The sequence below is a fragment of the Emticicia sp. genome (assembly GCF_049241225.1).
Classification (GTDB): Bacteria; Bacteroidota; Bacteroidia; order Cytophagales; family Spirosomataceae; genus Emticicia.
This window is the reverse complement of the sequence record NZ_JBMLRC010000098.1, coordinates 1-20880: the sequence shown is the minus strand read 5'-3', so window position 1 is coordinate 20880 and position 20880 is coordinate 1. Positions and strand designations below refer to the sequence as shown.

At 35.9% G+C, this 20880-nt stretch carries 21 protein-coding genes; 5 read left to right on the top strand and 16 right to left on the bottom strand.

Translation table 11 applies throughout. The features are described from left to right. The coding region (locus tag ACOVO2_RS05995; RefSeq protein ID WP_421769095.1) for a hypothetical protein at positions 1-348 on the top strand (348 nt) is incomplete at its 5' end. A 60-nt stretch (positions 349-408) separates the two neighbouring features. Here the strand turns inward: ACOVO2_RS05995 and infC are convergent. The 15 genes from infC to ACOVO2_RS05920 form a co-directional block, all read right to left on the bottom strand. Beyond that, a complete protein-coding gene (gene infC / locus ACOVO2_RS05990) occupies positions 409-966 on the bottom strand; it encodes a translation initiation factor IF-3 (protein WP_421769094.1) in 558 nt (185 codons plus the stop codon). 100 nt (positions 967-1066) lie between these two features. Beyond that, on the bottom strand, positions 1067-3013 hold the full coding sequence (gene thrS / locus ACOVO2_RS05985) for a threonine--tRNA ligase (RefSeq protein ID WP_188765297.1): 1947 nt from the start codon (positions 3011-3013) through the stop codon (positions 1067-1069). Positions 3014-3095: 82 nt separating this feature from the next. After that, entirely contained in the window at positions 3096-4322 is a 1227-nt protein-coding gene (locus tag ACOVO2_RS05980; RefSeq protein WP_421769093.1) for a tetratricopeptide repeat protein, read from the bottom strand. A 252-nt stretch (positions 4323-4574) separates the two neighbouring features. After that, positions 4575-5108, bottom strand: coding sequence for an SRPBCC family protein (locus tag ACOVO2_RS05975; RefSeq protein ID WP_421769092.1), 534 nt, complete (start codon positions 5106-5108; stop codon positions 4575-4577). Between the two features lie 31 nt (positions 5109-5139). After that, positions 5140-5334 carry a hypothetical protein gene (locus ACOVO2_RS05970; protein WP_421769091.1) on the bottom strand — a complete coding sequence of 65 codons (195 nt, stop codon included), beginning with the start codon at positions 5332-5334 and terminating at the stop codon, positions 5140-5142. Between the two features lie 342 nt (positions 5335-5676). Beyond that, positions 5677-6024 carry a YciI family protein gene (locus ACOVO2_RS05965; protein ID WP_421769090.1) on the bottom strand — a complete coding sequence of 116 codons (348 nt, stop codon included), beginning with the start codon at positions 6022-6024 and terminating at the stop codon, positions 5677-5679. Between the two features lie 92 nt (positions 6025-6116). Continuing rightward, positions 6117-6824, bottom strand: a complete 708-nt coding sequence (locus tag ACOVO2_RS05960) for a hypothetical protein (RefSeq protein WP_421769089.1) — start codon at positions 6822-6824, stop codon at positions 6117-6119. Further along, positions 6825-7406, bottom strand: a complete 582-nt coding sequence (locus tag ACOVO2_RS05955) for a Crp/Fnr family transcriptional regulator (protein ID WP_421769088.1) — start codon at positions 7404-7406, stop codon at positions 6825-6827. Positions 7407-7593: 187 nt separating this feature from the next. Beyond that, positions 7594-7845: a redox-active disulfide protein 2 gene (locus ACOVO2_RS05950; protein ID WP_421769087.1), complete on the bottom strand. Its 252-nt coding sequence runs from the start codon at positions 7843-7845 to the stop codon at positions 7594-7596. Positions 7846-8099: 254 nt separating this feature from the next. Next, positions 8100-8300 carry a DUF4177 domain-containing protein gene (locus ACOVO2_RS05945; RefSeq protein ID WP_421769086.1) on the bottom strand — a complete coding sequence of 67 codons (201 nt, stop codon included), beginning with the start codon at positions 8298-8300 and terminating at the stop codon, positions 8100-8102. A 353-nt stretch (positions 8301-8653) separates the two neighbouring features. Next, positions 8654-9367, bottom strand: coding sequence for a DUF3667 domain-containing protein (locus ACOVO2_RS05940; protein WP_421769085.1), 714 nt, complete (start codon positions 9365-9367; stop codon positions 8654-8656). A 124-nt stretch (positions 9368-9491) separates the two neighbouring features. After that, a complete protein-coding gene (locus ACOVO2_RS05935) occupies positions 9492-10403 on the bottom strand; it encodes a class I SAM-dependent methyltransferase (protein WP_421769084.1) in 912 nt (303 codons plus the stop codon). Positions 10404-10436: 33 nt separating this feature from the next. Continuing rightward, complete coding sequence (locus ACOVO2_RS05930; RefSeq protein ID WP_421769083.1) at positions 10437-11981, bottom strand: hypothetical protein; 1545 nt, start codon at positions 11979-11981, stop codon at positions 10437-10439. Between the two features lie 123 nt (positions 11982-12104). Continuing rightward, positions 12105-13697, bottom strand: coding sequence for a hypothetical protein (locus tag ACOVO2_RS05925; RefSeq protein WP_421769082.1), 1593 nt, complete (start codon positions 13695-13697; stop codon positions 12105-12107). After that, the gene (locus ACOVO2_RS05920; RefSeq protein WP_421769081.1) at positions 13687-14097 is read right to left on the bottom strand and encodes an EVE domain-containing protein; all 411 of its coding nucleotides are present in this window, start codon (positions 14095-14097) and stop codon (positions 13687-13689) included. The genes ACOVO2_RS05925 and ACOVO2_RS05920 overlap by 11 nt, the downstream gene beginning before the upstream one ends. A 229-nt stretch (positions 14098-14326) precedes the next feature. Between ACOVO2_RS05920 and ACOVO2_RS05915 the strand changes: the two genes are divergently transcribed. Then, positions 14327-15826, top strand: a complete 1500-nt coding sequence (locus tag ACOVO2_RS05915) for a 3-coathanger stack domain-containing protein (RefSeq protein WP_421769080.1) — start codon at positions 14327-14329, stop codon at positions 15824-15826. 44 nt (positions 15827-15870) lie between these two features. On the opposite strand, the gene ACOVO2_RS05910 is transcribed toward ACOVO2_RS05915, so the two are convergent. Continuing rightward, positions 15871-19113 (bottom strand): VPS10 domain-containing protein, encoded by a 3243-nt coding sequence (locus ACOVO2_RS05910; protein WP_421769079.1) that lies wholly within the window; start codon positions 19111-19113, stop codon positions 15871-15873. Positions 19114-19237: 124 nt separating this feature from the next. On the opposite strand from ACOVO2_RS05910, the gene ACOVO2_RS05905 reads away from it, so the two are divergent. From ACOVO2_RS05905 to ACOVO2_RS05895, 3 genes are all read left to right on the top strand, one after another. Further along, the gene (locus ACOVO2_RS05905; RefSeq protein ID WP_421769078.1) at positions 19238-19813 is read left to right on the top strand and encodes a hypothetical protein; all 576 of its coding nucleotides are present in this window, start codon (positions 19238-19240) and stop codon (positions 19811-19813) included. A 66-nt stretch (positions 19814-19879) separates the two neighbouring features. Beyond that, positions 19880-20344, top strand: coding sequence for a DinB family protein (locus tag ACOVO2_RS05900; RefSeq protein WP_421769077.1), 465 nt, complete (start codon positions 19880-19882; stop codon positions 20342-20344). 103 nt (positions 20345-20447) lie between these two features. Continuing rightward, positions 20448-20880, top strand: a 433-nt coding sequence (locus ACOVO2_RS05895) for a DinB family protein (protein WP_421769076.1), incomplete at its 3' end; no start/stop codon positions are given.

Genomic DNA, 20880 nt, shown 5'->3' with positions numbered 1-20880 from the left:
TTCAACGATTTTTTGGAAGAAAAATATTCGAATTTATATAGTAAAATGAAAGATACAAGCAAAAGTCTTACAAGCTTGGATTCATTAACTTACAGGGAGGCTGTCGTAAAATATTATGAAAAGAATATACAAAGTTTAGGACTAAACATAGGGTACAATTTTCATCAAAAAAACTGCTGGGATAACATCGGAGAAATGTTTAACCAAAACAATACAACTCCACTCCTAACCGTAATCGGCTGGCTTCTGACTGTTGCGGCCCTATCGTTCGGAGCTCCATTTTGGTTCGACCTACTCGTAAAATTAGTGAATGTCAGGAATGTAATGAAAAAACCAAACAGCGATTAACGTAACAACAAAAAGGCTGAATTGACATTTCAATTCAGCCTCAATATATTTCTACGAAAATTATTTCTTAGGTTTCGGAGCAAGAAATACAATCATTCTCTTACCTTCAAGTTTCAATTCGCCTTCTGGTTTACCGTATTCTTCTAAACCTGCAATAAATCGTTTCAACAATTCTACACCTTGGTCTTTGAATACAATCTGACGGCCAACAAAGTGAACGTAAGCTTTTACTTTTGCATTTTCTTTCAAGAATCCAATCGCATGCTTTAACTTGAAATCGAAGTCATGGTCATCGGTTTGTGGGCCGAATCTGATTTCCTTAATTACTGTTTTGGCAGCTTTGGCTTTTATTTCCTTTTGCTTCTTCTTTTGGTCATACTTAAATTTCGAGTAGTCGATAATTCTACAAACCGGCGGGTTGGCCGTTGGTACAATTTCAACTAAATCTAAACTTTGGGCTTGTGCCATAGCAAGAGCCTGTGCGGTATCGAAAATACCCTGCTCCACATTGTCACCTACTAAACGAACCTGCGGTACACGAATACGTTGGTTAATTCGGTGCTCGTCTTCCTTCTGTACTGGTTTTCTGAAATTACGATTGAATGGTTGTTGTGCCATTTAACGATTTTAAGGTTGCTAATAATTGATTTTTACGAAAGTACAAATTAATTTATATAAAACAAATATTAATACTTCAAATATTGCGAAACCGAGAGGATTATGCCTTAAACTGAGGAATATTTTTATATATTTCAGTTTTAGCGTATGCAATAAACTCTTCGATTGTCATTGAACCCAAATCACCTTCGCCTTTTCTTCTGACCGAAACCTTGCCTTCTTCAGCTTCTTTTTCGCCTACGATTAGCATCAATGGCAATTTATTCACCTCAGCATCACGGATTTTACGGCCAATTTTTTCATCACGATGGTCAACGTAGCCTCTAATGTCTTGCTCCTGTAAAGTCAAGAAGACATCGTTGGCGTAGTCTTCGTATTTTTCAGAAATTGGCAAAATAGCTATTTGGTCAGGCGATAACCACAATGGGAAATTACCTGCTGTTGTTTCAATCAAAATCGCAATGAAACGTTCCATCGAGCCAAATGGAGCTCGGTGAATCATTACTGGGCGATGTTTTTGGTTATCCGAACCTACATATTCGAGTTCAAATCTTTGTGGTAACTGATAATCTACTTGTATAGTTCCAAGTTGCCATTTACGACCAAGAGCATCTTTCACCATGAAGTCGAGCTTAGGGCCATAGAAAGCTGCCTCTCCAAGTTCTTCAACGGTTTTAAGACCTTTTTCGGCAGCAGCACGACGAATGGCATTTTCAGCTTTATCCCATGCCTCATCTGAGCCGAAATATTTTGTTTTATTTTCTGGGTCACGCAATGAAACTTGAGCCGAAAATTCTTCAAAACCGAGTGATTTGAATACATAAAGCACCAAATCAATTACTTTTTTGAATTCATCTTCAACTTGGTCGTCGGTACAGAAAATGTGAGCATCATCTTGAGTAAATCCACGTACACGAGTTAGACCGTGCAATTCACCACTTTGTTCGTAGCGGTAAACTGTACCAAACTCAGCTAAACGTAAAGGTAATTCACGATAACTACGTGGTCTGGCACGGAAAATTTCGCAGTGATGAGGGCAGTTCATTGGTTTCAACAAAAACTCCTCTCCTTCTTCTGGCGTTGTGATTGGTTGGAACGAATCTTTTCCGTATTTTTCCCAGTGACCTGAAGTTTGGTATAATTGCTTGCTTCCGATATGCGGCGTTACAACTTGCTGATAACCAGCTTTTACTTGGGCTTTACGCAAGAAATTTTCGAGCCTTTCACGCAACATCGCACCTTTTGGCAACCACAAAGGTAAACCTTTGCCTACTTTTTCAGAGAAGGTAAATAAATCAAGTTCTTGACCTAATTTACGGTGGTCACGGCGTTTGGCTTCCTCTAAAAGCGTTAGGTAATCTTCTAACTCTTTTTGTTTTGGAAATGTCACCCCATAAATACGAGTCAACATTTTATTGTTTTGGTCGCCTTTGAAGTACGCACCCGCCACATTCATGATTTTTGCGGCTTTGATAAAACCAGTATTTGGAATGTGCGGCCCACGGCACAAGTCAGTGAAATTTCCTTGCTTGTAGAACGTAATCGAACCATCTTCTAAGCCCGAAAGTAAATCTAACTTATATTCGTCGCCTTTTTCTTCAAAATATTTGATTGCATCAGCTTTGGCCATCGGAATTCTCACGTAGTCATTTTTCTGACGAGCCAATTCCAACATTTTATCTTCGATTTTCTTAAAATCGTCATTTGAGATGCTTTCACCGTTTGTATCTACATCATAATAGAAACCGTTTTCGAGCGGTGGGCCAACCCAAAATTTCACTTTAGGGTAAAGAGCTTCTAAGGCCTCGGCCATTAGGTGAGCAGATGAATGCCAAAATGTTGATTTCCCGTCGGTATCATTCCACGTCAAAAGTTGTACGGTTGAGTCGGTTTCGATTGGCAAATTGGCATCTTGAACCGTACCATTCACTTTGGCAGCCAATACATTTCTTGCGAGGCCTTCACTAATTGAAAGGGCCACGTCATAACTCGAACTCCCTTTTGGATATTCTCTTACACTTCCGTCGGGCAAAGTAATTTTAATCATAAAAAAATCTGTCAACTAATACCTAATATAATGAATACTTTTTTTTATCTCTTAAAGTTTCAAAAGAAACCACAATAATATTTTACAATTTCAAGCGTCTCGAAGAATCGGTTTTGATATTTACTTTTTTCTTCGGAGCAATGATGTTTACTCTTACTTTCGATGTATCTAAAAGTTTTTTAGGTTCTTCTACTACAACTGGTTTGGCAACTGGAGCTGGTGCTTTCTTTACCGGAATCGGAATCGGTTCATTATATACTCCCATTGCCGAATTTATTTGTCCAGAAACTCTATTCAAAGCAATAATTGCCTGAGTATCATTCGGGTCTTTTTCAACCTCAGCTTTCAAAAACTCTTCGGCTTTGGTCAGCGATCCGAGTTGTTCGAGCGTTAGTGCAATAGAGTAATTGATTTTTGGTGTTTCTGGATTTGCATCCAAAACCTTCTCATAAAACTCTAATGCCTTCGTATAGTTTTTCCAACGGAAATATATTGATGCAGAATAAAGCATCGCATCAATTCTCTTACTATCCATTTTGGCTGCTCTATCATAATATACAAGAGCAGAATCTAAACGACCAAATTTGTTATAAACTAAACCCCTATCTACCAAAAACTCTGAATTTTTTGGAAACTGCAAAATTGCTGAGTTATTTACTGCCAAAGCAGAATCGTATAAGCGACGATTTTTTAAAACCTCCGTGAGTGACGAATATGCCAATTTGAATGAAGGCTTCATTTCTATTGCTTTATTCATCTTCAAAATAGCACTGGCAGTATCGCCTTTACGGGCCGCCAAAGTACCTTGATAGAAGTAGGTTTCACCGTCGTAAGGAGCTATTTGCAAAGATTTTGCCAAATATTGCTCGGCATTTTTTAGGTCATTTCGCTGTTGAGATAAATCACCGAGTAAGGTATAAAGTTCGGGCGTATCAACATTTAAGATTTCGGCACTCTGAGCAAAAGCATAGGCTTCTCGATACTGTTTCATATCACGCAAAATCAATGCTTTGACATATAAATACTTTCCTGTGTTCTGTTTAAGACGGTCAGCACGATTAATATCCTCAAGGGCTTTTTGTGTATCCCCCATTTTATTCAGAACAATGGCACGTTTATAGTAATTTTCTGCCAAACTTGGGTTACTTCTGATAGCATCAGTAAGGGCTTCGAGCGAAGCTGTATTTTGAATACTTTCAGTTTGGAAAGGTGTCGGTGGAATCTTTGAGCGTTCACGGTTATCTTGTCCGCACGCATACAAGAGTACTGAAAGAGAAATAAATAGGTAAATTTTCTGATTATTAGACATTCGTTATCTTCACACAAAAAGCTTAAACTATTAATTGTGCTATTATTTTTTACAAAAATCCGAATTTTTTCTCAGAATTAAAATGAAAAGTTTAGAGTTCTGAAATCTGAGTTTTGAGTTCTGAGTTCTTAGCATCAAACCTTCACCATAAAACACTTATAATCAATATCTTACATAGCAACCAGCAATTATTAACAAATCAACTCGCCAAGATACAACTTGACGAGTTGATAGAGAAAGAAGTATCAATAGTTATTTTTCAATAGCTTTTTTCATTAAATATAAACCTTGTTGGTTGGTAGTTTCCATTTCTTTTACTGCACCAAATGCCCACATAAAAAAGGCATCAACTAAACCTGATTGAAGCTGAAAATCTTGGGTTACTTCTATTCCGTTTGGTGTTTCCTTAAAACTATAATTAAAAGTTGGTTGAGCGGCGAAAGGCTTTTGTATATCACACTTCATGCCGATAAAATTTAGTGTATCAATCTGCATAATAGTCTGATGGCCAACATCTTCTCCCCCATTTCCAATCCAATGGTAAGACGCTCCGACGGTGCCATCTATTCCTTTAACTTCGTATTTTTGTGTAGGGTCGGCAGCTAAAAACGGCGACCATTTTGGAAAATTATTGAGGTAACGCACCATATCGAAAACTTCTTTTTGGGAGCCTTTGATGGTTACTGATTTGATGATTTGTAGGTTTTGAATCTTGCTGGCTTGAAACAAACCAAAGACTAAAAATGCAACTAAAATGATAGCGATTATTAAAAATACCTTTTTCATTTTTGAAATTTTTTATGTGTGATAAAATAAATTAAACGCCAAATTGTGTCAGGTGATGGTCGAGGTGTTTTCCCAAGAAAACATTCCACTCTATACTGCTCATTACGCCGAAACCTGGGTGGTCTTTGCCATTAAAATGGGTTTCGCCAAGCTCAACGGTTTTGTGGAGGTAGCTGAGCAATTGCTGTTTTTCTTGAGCAAATTCTTTCTCGGTTTTGATAAGCATTTCGGGAGCAGTCGAGCTATTTTTTTCAGAGGTTTATCATTCACTAAACCACCTTTTACTAAGTTTTTAAGAATGAATCGTAGAAATGGGCTTGATTTCTTGAAATCATCGTTGTGTGCCATTTCAAAACTCACATTGCAGTGTGCCAACATCTGTGCGACACTCATTTTGCCCCATTGTGCAGCCGTATTTGGTGTTAATTGATTGATTCTGTTGATAAGTGTTAGAGAATCTGTTTGCGAATAAATATTTGGTAATTGCATTTGAGTAGTTGTTAAATTGTTGAAAATTAGAAAAAACGAAGCCTAATCACTTATCGAAAAGACTTCGTAAGTGTTGATGTTACATCGGAAGGATGTCTCTGACCTCTACATTTCCTCCCATCATCAAAATTGGGCAACTTTTGGCAATTTCTACGGCTTCGTTGATACTTGAAGCACGCACAACCATATTACCACCCAAAGTTTGGTTTTCGGCAATCACGATACCTTGGTTAACTGATTGGTCGGCTGAGACTTTTACTCCTTCAAAACCTAACTGATGGGTGCCTACCAGTTTTTCTTGGATGGCCAAACCGCCAATGTAAGCTCCCCATTGTTGGTGCATTAGTGCTTCCTCTTCTGGAGTTGGTTGGAAATTGAAATTTGGTTCGAATCTGAACAACAACATGAATTCTTTTGAGCTTTTCATTTTTGTAACATTAAATTGTGAATGATTAATTTGATGATACAAAGTTGCAGCCCAATGAGTTGGGAAATCTTGCCATAGGACAAGAAAACGATTTACTTAGAAAAATTTTTCAATTTTCTGTAAATCATCACATGAAGAAAAATAATAGTGGGTGGTGCAAAAGCAGGAATAAGACTAAAAGGGAATTTGGCGAGTGTATCGACACCCATTGTACCCGTATCAATTGAAATTTTGGTGAAAACATTTGCCATTATTGCAGTAATGATAATATCGAGCAGCCCGAAAGTGTTCCAAACAAAAGTTAAGTTTTTTGCATAGGATTTTTGTTTATTGATGGCATTTACAACAAAAATGCTTGTAATGGCCGTAACAACATCGCCAAAACCTGCAATGAACGCAAAACTTTTAGGTAAAGCATCATGAAGAGCCAAAATAATAAATGTACAACCGATGAGTCGGAAAATGTGAAGGCCGACTAAACTACTTATACTGATTTTTTCAAAAATTTGTTTAGTTATTGAAATTTTATCTATAAATCCAAAAAGAAAAATTGCGTAAGGAAGCGTTGTGAACAATAAAATTTTAGGTGGAAGACTTACAGCTTGAAATAAACCTAATTTTCCTGCGATGAATACGTAAGTAAAATAAATCAAAAGGAATAGCAATACACTCGCAAAAGTAAGATTCTGCTTTTGCGACGGACTATTTCTTCTTACGGCTGAGGCGATTAGAATGACGGCTATTGTAATTGCAAAAATGAAAACAATTGAAAGCCATTCGGGAGTATAGTAGGTTTTCATCTATTTTTCATTGGCTATTTCTTTTCTGATTCTACTCAATGAGGTGTCGGTTATGCCCAAATAAGTGGCAATTTGCTTAAGTGGAACATTTTGAACTATAGCAGGTTTTTCTTTCAGCAAATTGAGGTATCGGTCTTTGGCGGGGTCAATAATCATTGATGTGGTATGGTTTTTAAGTTCAAAAAAACTACTCACGAGCCGAGTGCGACCGACTTCTCGGAATGCCTCAATGCTAAAAAGTTTCATAAAATCCTCGAAAGTAATTCTCCATGCAACACAGGGCGTAATGGCTTGAATGTTTTCTCGAACTGGCTTTTTAAGAAAGTACGAATACCAATCTATGACAATATCTTTTGTGCCGAAAAACTTGGTAGTGATATCGTTTCCTTCTAAATCAATGGCAAACGACCGTGCAAAACCTGTTTCGAGAAAATAATAATAATTACCGATGCTTCCTTCTCGAATTAAGAAATCATGCTTTGCAAACTCAACCCGCTTATATTGTTGAAGAACTTTCTCGATTTCTTCTGGCTTAAAGTTAGGTTCACAGAAAATGCTCCTCAGAAAAGTGTAATCGGTCATATTTAGTGGATTATAATATTAGTTTCCAAAAGTTTGCTTTCAAATCACCTGTTTTAATTACTTATTTATCATTGAAACTCCAAAAAGCAGCTAAAGAATTTGTAATTCTTCTTCATGAAATGCATTGCCCTGATTCTACATTCCATGAAATACAAAATCAGACGTAATACAGTTATTCTATAGAAAACTACTCCAATCCTCTTGACTTTAACTCAATCTTTATTTGCTTGATAGAGTTAAAGTTCAAAATCAAAATAGGCAACAGCCCCAAAGGAACAGCCAAAACACCCCAATGCTGGTCGCCATTGATAATATTTATGATGTTAAAAACAATCAAAACAGCCAATACGCCCAAAAACATTCCAACAACAAATTTGGTTGTCTTTTTTCTTTTTAACAATTCTTCATCTGTGAGTTCGCTTAGTTTTTTGCTTTCCATTTTAGCTTAGTGTTTGAATTTTAATTGTATAAAAAAATATTAGAACAATGCACAATACGGATTTATCGAAACATCGAATGGTAATTGTTTATATTACTGGAGGATAGAAAAATATTTATTTTTTCTATCCAGCCTAAGATTTTTTTATTCTGAATTATCGCCCCAAAGAAAAACGTTTTTGTAAAAGTGCAATACAAACAGATTCCTACGAAATGGGAGCGACACAAAACTTTTGCAATTTTTATGACAATGTATTACACTATTTTCTCGAAGTATAGATAAATATATAAATTTCCGCTATATTCGGTGGTGTTGGTGTGTGCTAATTGATACCCTTTGCTATAATATTCAGATAGTTTTGATTGAATTTCTTCTTGCGAATCCTTTTGAATATACTTTTCATCTAATGTAAGTTTTGGTCCATACATCAATACTTCAACTTTTGCATCTTTCATTTTTATCTTACGCTAAATTATTCTTGTCATACTTGGTTTGAAAGTAAAAACACATCTATTTTTTAGTCTGCTAATTTAATTTCGACTTTGCATCTCTTTGGTAATTTTACTGAGATTTTCTAAATAGCTTGCTGTAAAAAAACAAGTTAGCATGGTAATAAAATAAGGTTTACTACCTTTTTCATATATAAAGCTATAAATAGATAAACCGATTGTTAGACAGCAAAAGGTTGACAACACGATTACTAACTTTATCACTTTTGATTTTTCCAGCTTTAGCTCTTCGAGTGTAAGTTTTGAGTAATCTTTTTTTCCAAACATAGGTATATATTTTAATGGTCAAATTTTACCAATCAGTGTCTTTTGATTTCTTCAATTATTATTCCGACCAAACCTAAAAGTACATTGGCAGTAATAAATCCCGCTAAATGAGAAATTAAGGCTTTTAGATAATTCATTACTTTGGTTTTATCAAAAAACTGACTGATTGACCAAACATTATATATCATCATAAGAATTAATGCAAATGGCATCAATTCTATTTTTGTTGCGAATGCTATTGCAAGAAATAAAGTAATAATTAGCATCTGCATACCCAAAACATAGCACATTAAAACCAAGATTTCAAAGAAGTTGTATTTATATTTCTTGAATAAAAATTTGGCATATCCTGCCATAAAAATTCCATAGAAGAGATTTGCATAGCCATAATGATTTTCAAGCCAATTAAAAATCGCTCCCATGGCAGTGAGCTTTGTGTCTATATGAATAAACCCAACTTCAATATCAAAAATTTTAGTAACAAAAGTATTTATCAAAGCACAAACGATAACAAAAACTATTGGCTTAACGAGTCGGTTTCTATCATCATCAATAAAGTGCTTGATACTTTGGCCTGGTCTTAAAAAAAGTTCTTTGATAGTGTATAAAAAGCCTCGTTCAAAATGGAGTAAATGCTCAATTTCGTGTAGAATATAATGCCCATCAATTCGATGTAGTTTGGCAGGGCTTCCGCACTGCGGGCAATAGTTTAGATTAACTTCTGAATTACAGTTTTTACAAGTCATGCTTTTTAAACAAATCAATATTTTAATTTGCTTCAATATATAAACATCACTCTTATTATCAATACATTTTGATGTGTTTTTTCAAAATGTAATAAAAAACTAATAGTTTCTAAGTTCTATGGACTTAAACTGTTGAAAAACGATAAAAAACGCCCAATGGCAATTTTTTTTGGAAAGAATCTTGTAACACCAATTCACCCATTTCGGGATTTTGAACGTTATCGTAATTTTGCTTGACTATGGTTTCGGCAATGACCGCCGAAAAGCCCATGGAGTAAAGATTTAATATAAAGAAATGCTGCTTTTCGTCGAGTAATTCGAGGCAATTTTTTAATAATTCGTTTAGTCCTTCTTCCAAAACCCATTTTTCTCCATCGGGGCCACGTCCGTAGGCAGGTGGGTCAAGTATAATTCCATTGTATTTTTTTCCACGTTTTACTTCACGCTTGACAAACTTCAAAGCATCTTCAATTACCCAACGAATGTCAGCTAATCCGCTGGCTTCCATGTTTTCTCTCGACCACGATATTACTTGTTTTACCGAATCGACGTGAGTAATATCAGCTCCATTGGCTTTTGAAATCAACGAAGCTCCGCCTGTGTAAGCAAATAAATTCAATACTTTTGGCTGCTGTATCGGCGATTCTCCCGTTTTCATCAATGTCAATTTATCTTCAATAAATTTCCAGTTTGCTGCTTGCTCAGGAAAGATTCCGACGTGCTTAAACGATGAAAGTGAAAGTTTGAATTTGAGCTTAGTTTTGCCTTGTGCATAATCCATGTACCATTTTTCTGGCATTTTCTTGATGTTATGCCATTCGCCTCGCTCTTCGGGACTTAGTTGGTCACGGCCTTTGGTTTTCTTGAAAATAGCAGATGCTTTTCGTTGCCAAACTTCGTCAGACAATGATTTATCCCAAACGGCTTGCGGTTCGGGGCGTGCTAAGATGAAGTCGCCGAAGCGTTCGAGTTTTTCGTAATTTCCTGAATCAATTAATTCATAAGAACTAATCGTTGGTGTAAGTAAGTTATACAAAACAATGCTGGTTTTGAACGTGCTGAAAAGTATTTAAAACGAAGAGTTGAGTACTTTCGATAAATAAATGATTTTCTTAACGTTGGTTTCTGGAATTTGTCGCTGCTGTTTTTTCCTGCGTGAAGGCTTTTCTTTTGAGCTCGACATTTCTTTTATGACCTCAAATTTAATACGACTTCCATCAGCAATGAAATAATTTTCGTACCAATTTCTTACACTCCTATATTTGGCAATATATTGATTGTTTTTTGGGTCATCGTTTTCGGTTGATAATTTGTAGATTTTAGACTCCGAAAAACTTTTAGGTTTGGTCACAATTAGGTTTCCTTTTACACAAATGGCTGCGGCATTTTGTTTGTTGATTGCTAAAACTTCGTCAAGGTTAGAAGACGTCTGTACTATATCAATACTTTGCTGTTTAAGTAAGTTTCCACTCAAATCAAAACTTGCAGTAAAGCCATTGGAGTAGATATACCCCGACAAAACTTGTTTAGTTCTGGTTCGTTGGGTTGAGTTATATGAGTTAATATCATAACCAACAAAATCAGGATTATCGACACTAACAATCTGATAGGAAGGCTGATAGAAACTTCCTCCAACCAAAATCTGATTTTCTGTAAAAACTGTTTGGGTAGGTAAAAAACTATAAGTATTTAAAAGTTTCTTTAATTGCTCATCTTTTAAGTTTTCTGAACCAACCAAAAACTTTCTGTAATCATAGAACTTTGTCAGAATGGTCTTATCCCGCTCAATTTTTGAGTAATAAACACCTTTGATACCAGTATTTGATTGATATATACCTGTTACTGCATAAGTGAGCGAATCAATGAATGTCAACTGACCTGTCAGTGGAAAATTACCAGCGTTAGACTGAATAGCAGTTTTAGAGATGAGCTTTCCGAGTGTGTCGTATTTAGCAAAAACCACGTAAGCATTTTTTATAAATTCACCCTTTTTCTTCTTTTCATTGGTGTAGCCAGGTTCTTTAATTGCCCAAAGAGTTTCTACTAAATTTGTTTTTTGATTGAGTTTAATCTGCTGGAGTTGTGCCTTACCGTTGAGTTCAGCCGAAATAAACTGTCCTTCATTGGTTTTAAAATCAAAGTCATAAAAAGCTCCTCCTTTTTCGTTGATACCCGCAATTAAAATTCTATTTTGGAAATTCAAATAGTTTTGGTCTTGGAAATATTCTCTTAGTTCAAAGCCATTATTTTCAACTTTACCACTCTGTAAATCAAAGCTATATAATTGATAATACATTCCTTGGTTTTCAGAAAATAGAAATGTAACTTTCTGACTATCAAACGAATAAGCCGTTGGTTTTCGCTCAACATCCAACAGCACTTCGGTTTCCCAAAGTTTTTTTAAGTCTGTATCAAATTTAATGAGTAAAGCCTTTGTAACATCTTTTTTTACAAACAATAAGAGTCCATCACTACCCAAAGGTATAATTTTCTGCCAAGTTGGATTACCAGTTACTTCTATTTCAATTGTTTTCAACACACCACTTGCAGGATAATTCTGTGCATGTGAAAAGCCTGAAACAAAAATTAAGAATAGAAAAACATATTTATTCATCAGTCGATGGTTATTGGAGAACAGGGCACTGAGCACTAATTATTTTTGAAAATAGCTATTGGAGAATTGATTACTGAGGAACTGCAAACAAATAAACAATTCCTCAGTAACAGAAAACCTAAATTAAAAAGCAATTTTATTGAGGTAAAATACTCTTCGACTACCTTCAGATCGATTGGCAATACGTTGGTAGCCCCAGGCCAAATAATAATTTTGATGCCAATATTCAATATCATCAGTGGCGGTATCTCTTACTTTATCCCCTTCTTTTTGGGTATCAATATCAATGGTTTTTGTTCCTTCAACGACCTCATTTCCTCTTATAATTTTGCTCGCAAGTTTTCCTCTGTTGCTATATACCAACGCAATATCATCACCTTCATAACGAATCTTTACTTTTTCTTTTAGTTCCATACTTTTTACGTTATCAAAACTAAAACTATTATCCCACATTAGTTTTCCGTTCAAGTCAAAACCAGCTACTACGGCGTGCGTGTATTTAAAACCATCAAATTGCTGATTATTATTTCCAAAATTTGAATACATCCACGGATTCCACGCCCAAGAGTTTAAACCATAATAACGAGCAAATCGCATGGCGTTTAGAGAGCTGTAGCCAAATCCAAATGGTGAACCAAAGCCAAACGGAGAGCCATAAAAAGAATTATTATTGTTTCTAAACTCAGGATAAAAAACTTCGGCAACTAATATGTATTGATTATCTTTTTTAATAATATCATGCACTAAAACTCTGTAATTGAGCTTGAGGTCATCTCCTTTTCCTTTTTTCTTCTTTATTTTCTTCTCAATTTTTTCTTGTTGTTTGGGCGGTAGAAACTTAAAGAAGTTCTTAAAATCGGTAAAACTGTGCATTTTCAGGTACTCAGGAGTTTCGCCGTCTACTTTGCTTATATACACACCTTGCGACATTGGACCACCATTTGATTGGTAGCCTCGAAAACCATAGTTTCCAATCATCAACTGAGTACCATCATTGAGAGAAAAAAGCTTTCCAGTCAATAAACCATAATCTTCTTCTGGTTCGATGGTCAATTGTTCAACAATTTTACCATTCGGATTGATTCTTTTAACTGCCATATAACTTGAACGGCCTTTTTTCACAGAATAGGAGACCACAAGTAAATCGTTTGTCGCATCATAATCAAGTGATGAAATACTTGCTGTTCCTTTTAATCCACCGGCTAAAATTCGAGGCTGAGGCTTATTTAAGCCAACACTCATCAATACTGGCTCTTCTTTTACCATTCCTGCTAAATAAGCTATGTCGTTGAAGACCTTGAACTCCGAAACCTCAAATCGACGAATATTTTCAAAGAAAAACTTTTGCATGATACCTATACCAGTCGAAACCTTAATAATTTGGTAAAGGTCAGAATTGTATTTGCTGAAAAGAAAATAAACATCTCTTCCATCTCGATGAAAATCAACCATTGATTGATTTTCATCGAGTTCACCATTTGCTGACCAGGTCTGCTGCAACTGAGCATCATATTTAGTTATATTGAAGGTAAGCTTACCTGTTTTTGTCAAGAGAAGGACACCTTCTTCACCCAAGGATATCACCTGAAAGCCTTGGTCTTCTCCACGAGTTGGAATTTCTATACGCCTAACACTCTGAGCCTTAATTTCAAAGACACAAAAAATTAAAACTGTTAAACAACTCAATAAATACTTTCTTATTTTGTTAATTTCCATAACCTTTTGAAACAATGATGTCAAATTCTTCTTTTTTTAATTGTTGTACCGAAAGACGAGACTGACGAATCAACGAAACATCTTGTAAGCGTTCGTCGGCTTTGATAGCTTTTAAAGTTACACTATTAGGAAGTTTTTCGACAGGAGCTAGGTCAACCACTACCCAACGGGTATCATCGGTAGTAGGGTCCTGGTAGGCTTCTTTTACTATTTTTGCAATTCCGACCACCTCAACTCCCTCATTAGAATGATAGAACAAAACCAAATCATTTAGCTTCATAGCAGCCAAATTGTTTCGTGCTTGATAGTTTCTTACACCGTCCCAAGTGCCTACGCCTTGATTAACGAAATCGTCCCAAGAATATTTGAAAGGTTCTGATTTTACGAGCCAATAATTCATCGATAATTTTTACAAATAAATTGTGAAATAATATTTTAAACACAAAAATACAGTAAATTGGATTTAAACTAAAGTAAATTCAACTTTGAGAATTGGATGCAAGTTTAAAATTAAGATTCTCCAATTGTTTGCATGATTTAACGATTTACCACTAAATAAGTTATTTAGAATTATTCTAAATTATTGCAAAAAAAAACATTCCTTTGTGAAATAGAAATAATAAGGCCAAATGAAGATAATTTACACATACTTTTTTCTACTATTTTTATCTGAAATAGTCATTGCTCAAGCTCCGATGATTTCTTGGCAAAAATCTTTCGGAGGAAGCTTATACGATAAAGCACAATCGGTTATTGAACTTGAAAATGGTGACTTGGTTATTGCGGGAAATTCACAATCTAACAATAATGATTTGAATTTTAATTACGGTATGTTTGACTGGTGGATAATAAAGTTAAACAAAAATGGAAATTTAATCTGGAAAAAAACTTTGGGAGGTACACTCGAAGATTATGTTCGACAGATCATAAAAACACCCGACGGAGGTTTTCTGTGTATTGGCGAAACTCAATCAAATAACGGTGATGTAACTGGATATATTGGTTCAATAGATTTTTGGGTCGTAAAAATTGACCCTAGTGGAAATATTATATGGCAAAAATGCTATGGCGGTACTGGTATCGACAGAGGTTACGCATCTTGCACGACAAATGATGGAAATTTTTTGATTGCAGGAATTACAGAATCTGGTTACCCACATATTGAAAACAATAAAGGTATTTCTGATTACTTGGTAATAAAAATTGACCCTAATGGAAATACAATTTGGCAAAAAACCTATGGTGGATCGAATGTTGACGATTGTACCGGTATAAAAAACACTGCCGATGGTAGTTTTGTACTCTGTGGAAATAGTCGTTCTTCCAATGAACAGGTTGGGCTAAACAAAGGAGAATTAGATGTCTGGGTTTTGAAAATTGATGAAAATGGCATAATTCAGTGGCAAATCACTCTAGGGGGAAGCAAGAGTGATTTTGCAAACACGATTATCGAAGATAAAAATGGAAATTTTTTGATTGCAGGTGAAACATATTCTTTCGATTATGATGCAGTTGAAAATCATAGTAATGAAATTTCACGAGATTATTTTATCATAAAACTAAATAACCAGGGTCAAAAAATTTGGGTAAGATGCTACGGTGGAAGTGATAACGAATATGCTCGTGGGATTATTGAAACCAACAGTGATGAATATGTAATCATTGGTGAATCGTATTCGAATGACGGTCAAGCTCCATATAAAAAGGGAAGTGCAGACTTCTGGTTAATTAAAATTAAACCAGAAAATGGGGATTTGATTTGGCAAAAAAAATATGGTAGCGACGGCCACGACGAACCCAATGACCTGATTTTATCAAGAGATAATGATTTCATAACGGTTGGGAATGCATTCCCTGATATAAATCTATATGATGTAGCAAGCAAATTTGGTGATGATGATATGTGGATTGTTAAACTTTCAAATAATGATTGTGTAAAAAAACTGACATTCAAATCGAGTTTAGTTGATGAAAATAAGATGTTTTCTGCATCAGAGAATATTATATCTAGTTCAAAAAATCAAAACTCGACTATTATATATTCAGCAGGAAAAAGCATTTTGCTCGAAAGCGGTTTTATGATTGAAAGGGGTTCAACTTTCCAGACCAAACTTGAGGGGTGTAATTAAAAAAAATAGCGAAGAAAATTTTCTTCGCTATTCAAACTTTATAATTAGTTTATCTCTTTTTTCTTACCAACATTGATGGCTGGTATCTGATTTTCGAGAACCATTTTATTAAATGCAGGAACGTCTTCTTCGATGACTTTTTTAAGTTTATCAGTTGTCTTTTCCATCTTTTTACTTAAATCATCTAATGCTTCGTACGAACCTTTTGTTGGCTTAGCATCTGCACTCGATACAACATTGGCAACACCAGCAATTTTATCGTTTAGGCGAATCGGATATGCCAATAAATCTTGTGTGGCACGAGCTTTATTCTGAACCAACGACTGCTCCAATTCATCTAAATTTTTGAGCATTGGTTTAGTTAGTTTCTGAAACTTAGCAATCAATACCGTATCTTTTACACTCTTCATGTATTCGCTAACTGCCTTTTTAATTTCACGCATTTGATTGATTGCCTTATGATTTTCATCCAATTTCTTATGAATCTTCATCAACAAATCAAATTGTTCTTTCAATTCGGCGTCAGTAGCTGGGTTTCTTGGGTCTTTCTTGATTTCAGCAACCTCTTCTTTAACGATATTCTTACCCAAAATCAATCTTACTTTATAATTACCTGGTATCACTTTTGGCCCTGTCAGATTACCCGCCCACATTGGCGAGCGTTCGCCTTGAATCTCAGTTGCATCAGCATATCGCATATTCCAAACAAATCGATTTAAGCCTTCTGCTGTTGTCATAATCCCCGGTCTTTGTTGTTTGGTATCTTCATAGAAATCCTTCGATGTCTTCAATTCTTCACCTTTTACATCTTTCTTACTCGAATATGTTACGATGGTATCGTTTGTCATCGTTAAGAACTGTAATTTGAGTTCTTCTTTTGGTGAAGTTTTCAAATAGTAATTAACCAAAACACCATTTGAAGCATTTTGACCTTCATCTTTCGGAGCAGCTCCACGACGACCACCATCTCCGCCTTGCATACGATATGAATGACGAGGCTTAAATAAATGTACATCTGCCGTGACGATATTGTCTTTTATCTCATGCAGTGGCGTTAAATCATCTAAAATCCAGAATGAGCGACCATGTGTGGCTACTACTAAATCTTTTTCACGTTTATGTACTTGCAAATCACGAATAGGCGTAATTGGCAAATTATTATTGATTAAGTTCCATGATGCACCATCATCAAACGATACATAAATTCCTCGTTCAGTACCTGCGTAGAGCAATCCTTCTTTGTTTGGGTCTTCACGCACTACACGCGTATACTCATCGGCAGGAATACCGCTGGCAATACTTGTCCAAGTTTTACCATAATCGCTAGTTTTAAACAAATAAGGCTTTCTATCACCAAACATGTAGCGAGTAGCAGCCACATAGGCCTTACCTTTTACGAAATCTGAGGTATGAATGGTTGAAATAAGGGCAAAGTCGCCTAATTGTGAAGTCGGAATCGTTACGTTAGTCCAATTTTTTCCATTATCTTTCGTGACATGGATGTAACCATCGTCCGAGCCAGCCCAAATATTTCCTTTTTCCAAGGTCGATTCTGCCAAAGCAAAAATTGTAGCATAAATCTCAGCTCCTGTTTGGTCGAGCGTAATCGGTCCGCCAGTTGCACCAGTTGTTTTTGGGTCATTACGCGTAAGGTCTGGGCTAATCGTTTCCCACGAGTGTCCTTCATCGTGCGTAACATGCACATACTGTGAAGTAGCATACAATCGAGTATTATCGTGAGGCGAAAATAAAATCGGATAAGTCCACTGGAAACGATATTTCTTTTCGGCTGAAGTATGTCCCATATTGTTTTCTGGGTACACCATAATATTTTGTTCTTGGTTATTTTCAACATTTAACCTTGTCATATAACCATCATACGAACCTCCATAAGTGATTTTTGAATTTTTAGGGTCAATGGCAATATAGCCAGACTCACCTCCCGCCACTGGGTACCAGTCTCGAATACCTATCGAAAAACCATCAGTACGGCTCGCAATTCTTACAGTCGAATTATCCTGTTGAGAGCCATATACGTTATAAGGAAAGTCGTTGTCGAGATGCACGTGATAAAACTGAGCCGTCGGAATATCAATATCCGAAAAAGTAGAACCGTCATTATAAGTTACTTCTGCACCTCCATCGTCACCGATAATGTAATTTGACGGATTTTTAGGGTTTATCCAAACATCATGTGTATCTCCATGATGCACATTTATATTTCTAATTGTTTTGCCACCATCGGTCGATTTGAAAGCATTAACATTTAAGATAATAACTCCGTTTTCATTTTGTGGGTCGGCTTGAAGATTCATATAATACCACGGACGTTGCCAAAGGTTTTTATTATCATTCACGAGTGTCCAGTGTTCGCCAGCATCAAACGAAGTATATAATCCACCTTTTGCATTTTCAATCATGGCATAAAGACGATTAGAGTTGGCTGGTGAAACCGCAATACCAATTTTTCCTAAAAGTCCTTTTGGCATTCCTGGCTTTTCATTTAGCGACTCCCAAGTATCGCCGCCATCAACCGATTTATAAAGCCCACAGCCAAGGCCACCGCTGCTCATGCTATGCCCGTTTCGATACGCCTGCCATAAAGTAGCATAAATCACTCGTGGATTATTCGGGTCGATTCTTACGTGGTATGCACCTGTGCTATCATTTTTTGCTAAGATATGCTCCCAAGTTTTTCCGCCATCTTTACTTCTAAAAACACCTCTTTCTTTGTTTGGTGCAAATGGATTGCCAACCGCAGCCACATAAACCAAATTTGGATCGGTCGGATGCACCTCAACCGTTGCAATAGCATCGGCTTTTGGCAGCCCGATATGTTTCCAAGTTTTACCAGCATCAGTAGATTTATACATTCCATCGCCGTAGCTGATGTTACTTCTCATATCGGCTTCTCCCATACCTACATACACCACGTTTGGGTCTGACGGTGCCACTGCAATGGCTCCAACTGAACTTGACTTAAAAGTGCTATCTCCTACATGGGCCCAGTTTGCACCGCCATCGGTAGTTTTCCAAACACCTCCACCTACTGCACCAAAATAATAGGTCAAAGGTTGGTCTGCATGACCTGCAACTGCCAACGAACGTCCTCCTCGAAAGGGACCGATATTTCGCCAAGTAAGATCATTGTAAAGTTTTTTGTCAATTTTTGAGACTGTCGGATTTGTGGGTATTGGAGATTGAGTGGTTGCTACATTTTTCTTTTTCTGAGAAAAAGCTGAAACAGCCAACATACATCCCAAAAATAGAAGGGAGATTTTCTTCATGTTGATGATTTGTTAAGGTTTATTGGTAAAATTAAGGGCTAAGTAACAACAAAACAAAAAAAAAAGCGAAATTTGTATTAAAAATCACCTTACCAAATTTATAAACTAAAAATCGATACGAGTTATGAATTTATTAATTTTTTCTCCCACTGATGACTTTGCGTCATTTGTTGATCAATGGTCGCAGCTTTATGACCCAAATACTAACTGGGAAGCTAATTATCATAAACACATTAAAATAGGTAAGCCTTTTACACACAATGATATTCTAGAATTATTTGAATGGCAAAGCCAAGCGGGGCTCGGCAAAATAAGAACAGCCGCTATTAAAGAAAAAATATATCCGCACCTCGACTACATCAATGATATGAAGTTTGAGGAAACCCTCGACCTAGCGATTTTCAATGAGAAATTCAATGATGTGGCGGCCGTTTCAAGAACACTACTTTTGCATATGATAAAACCCAGTGTTTATCCGATGTTTGATCAAAATGTGCATGTGGCTTATAATTTTATTCATGGCATTGAAATGGGGCCCAACGAATATCCAATTAAAGCTGAGGCAAGATTAAAATTCTATTTCAAACATTTTTTACCTTTTATAACAAAAGTAAAAGGAGACATGTCGCTTAAAAAGATTGATGAAGCTCTAGATACATTTGGTCAATTACTTAAACGAAATCCAAAATTGAAAATATAATTTGGTTTGATAGTATGTCAATTCATGGCTTTTTCTGAACTTTGCAAGTAAATAATACTTCATCTTATGACAAACAACCAACTCGAAAGAATTATTGATAATTTAGATACTGTTTTCAGGGGCGATGCCTGGCACGGACCTTCAGTAATGGAGTTTCTGAATTCGATGCCGCTGGATATTGTAGATGTACAAAAGAATTTTTCAAAGCACACCATTTGTCAAATTGTATTTCATTTGGCTGCATGGCGAAAGTTTGCTTACGAGAAACTAAATGAAAATATTCGATTTGATTTGGTTGACGAGGCCGATAATTATGGAAATGAATCTGATATTACGAAGGAAAACTGGCCATTTTTGGTAAAAAACCTAAAAGAGTCTCAAGATAAATTGATGGAAAAACTATCAGAGTTTGACGACTCCCTACTTAATAGATTAGTGCCTGGGCAAGATTATGATTTTTATAAACTCCTAACCGGCTTGATTCAACACGATACCTATCATCTTGGTATGATCTGGGTTCTGTGGGACTAATCAAGATTAAAGATAAATTTTCATTCAAATTAAAAATTTAAAAAAATTCACGTTAGGGAATTTATAGCAATAAAAACTCTTTATCAGTAAAGAGTACCTACTTATGGAAGAATTACAAACAACAGAACTTGATCGAATCAAGACATTACTCAATGCCACCTTCCATGGTGGTGCATGGCACGGTCCATCGGTTTTAGAAAACCTCAAAGATATAAAACCAAAAACAGCTGGTGTTCGTCTGAAGAATACCCATACAATAGCTGAATTGGTATATCATATAACAACTTGGCGAATCTTTGCATTGAAAAAGATTCAAGGTGATGAGGAGTTTATGATAAAAACCGAAAAACAAAACTGGGGAAATATCATTGAGGTTGATGAATTTGAATGGGAAACCTTACAGATGGAGCTTACTCTCAGTCACGATGAATTGATAAGTGCATTGGAAGAAAAAGACGATAGTTTTCTGACAGAAATAGTGCCGGGAGCTGAATATGATTTTTACACTTTATTACATGGAATCATTCATCATGATT

Excerpts from the sequence above, each read along its gene's own strand:
- ACOVO2_RS05975 (WP_421769092.1), bottom strand. The coding sequence starts at position 5,108 with ATGAAAAAGGTATTTTTAATAATCGCTATCATTTTAGTTGCATTTTTA.
- ACOVO2_RS05940 (WP_421769085.1), bottom strand. The coding sequence starts at position 9,367 with ATGACTTGTAAAAACTGTAATTCAGAAGTTAATCTAAACTATTGCCCG.
- ACOVO2_RS05915 (WP_421769080.1), top strand. The coding sequence starts at position 14,327 with ATGAAGATAATTTACACATACTTTTTTCTACTATTTTTATCTGAAATA.
- ACOVO2_RS05970 (WP_421769091.1), bottom strand. The coding sequence starts at position 5,334 with ATGCTTATCAAAACCGAGAAAGAATTTGCTCAAGAAAAACAGCAATTG.
- ACOVO2_RS05960 (WP_421769089.1), bottom strand. The coding sequence starts at position 6,824 with ATGAAAACCTACTATACTCCCGAATGGCTTTCAATTGTTTTCATTTTT.
- ACOVO2_RS05945 (WP_421769086.1), bottom strand. The coding sequence starts at position 8,300 with ATGAAAGATGCAAAAGTTGAAGTATTGATGTATGGACCAAAACTTACA.
- ACOVO2_RS05905 (WP_421769078.1), top strand. The coding sequence starts at position 19,238 with ATGAATTTATTAATTTTTTCTCCCACTGATGACTTTGCGTCATTTGTT.
- ACOVO2_RS05920 (WP_421769081.1), bottom strand. The coding sequence starts at position 14,097 with ATGAATTATTGGCTCGTAAAATCAGAACCTTTCAAATATTCTTGGGAC.
- infC (WP_421769094.1), bottom strand. The coding sequence starts at position 966 with ATGGCACAACAACCATTCAATCGTAATTTCAGAAAACCAGTACAGAAG.
- ACOVO2_RS05910 (WP_421769079.1), bottom strand. The coding sequence starts at position 19,113 with ATGAAGAAAATCTCCCTTCTATTTTTGGGATGTATGTTGGCTGTTTCA.
- ACOVO2_RS05900 (WP_421769077.1), top strand. The coding sequence starts at position 19,880 with ATGACAAACAACCAACTCGAAAGAATTATTGATAATTTAGATACTGTT.
- thrS (WP_188765297.1), bottom strand. The coding sequence starts at position 3,013 with ATGATTAAAATTACTTTGCCCGACGGAAGTGTAAGAGAATATCCAAAA.
- ACOVO2_RS05980 (WP_421769093.1), bottom strand. The coding sequence starts at position 4,322 with ATGTCTAATAATCAGAAAATTTACCTATTTATTTCTCTTTCAGTACTC.
- ACOVO2_RS05925 (WP_421769082.1), bottom strand. The coding sequence starts at position 13,697 with ATGGAAATTAACAAAATAAGAAAGTATTTATTGAGTTGTTTAACAGTT.
- ACOVO2_RS05950 (WP_421769087.1), bottom strand. The coding sequence starts at position 7,845 with ATGGAAAGCAAAAAACTAAGCGAACTCACAGATGAAGAATTGTTAAAA.
- ACOVO2_RS05930 (WP_421769083.1), bottom strand. The coding sequence starts at position 11,981 with ATGAATAAATATGTTTTTCTATTCTTAATTTTTGTTTCAGGCTTTTCA.
- ACOVO2_RS05965 (WP_421769090.1), bottom strand. The coding sequence starts at position 6,024 with ATGAAAAGCTCAAAAGAATTCATGTTGTTGTTCAGATTCGAACCAAAT.
- ACOVO2_RS05955 (WP_421769088.1), bottom strand. The coding sequence starts at position 7,406 with ATGACCGATTACACTTTTCTGAGGAGCATTTTCTGTGAACCTAACTTT.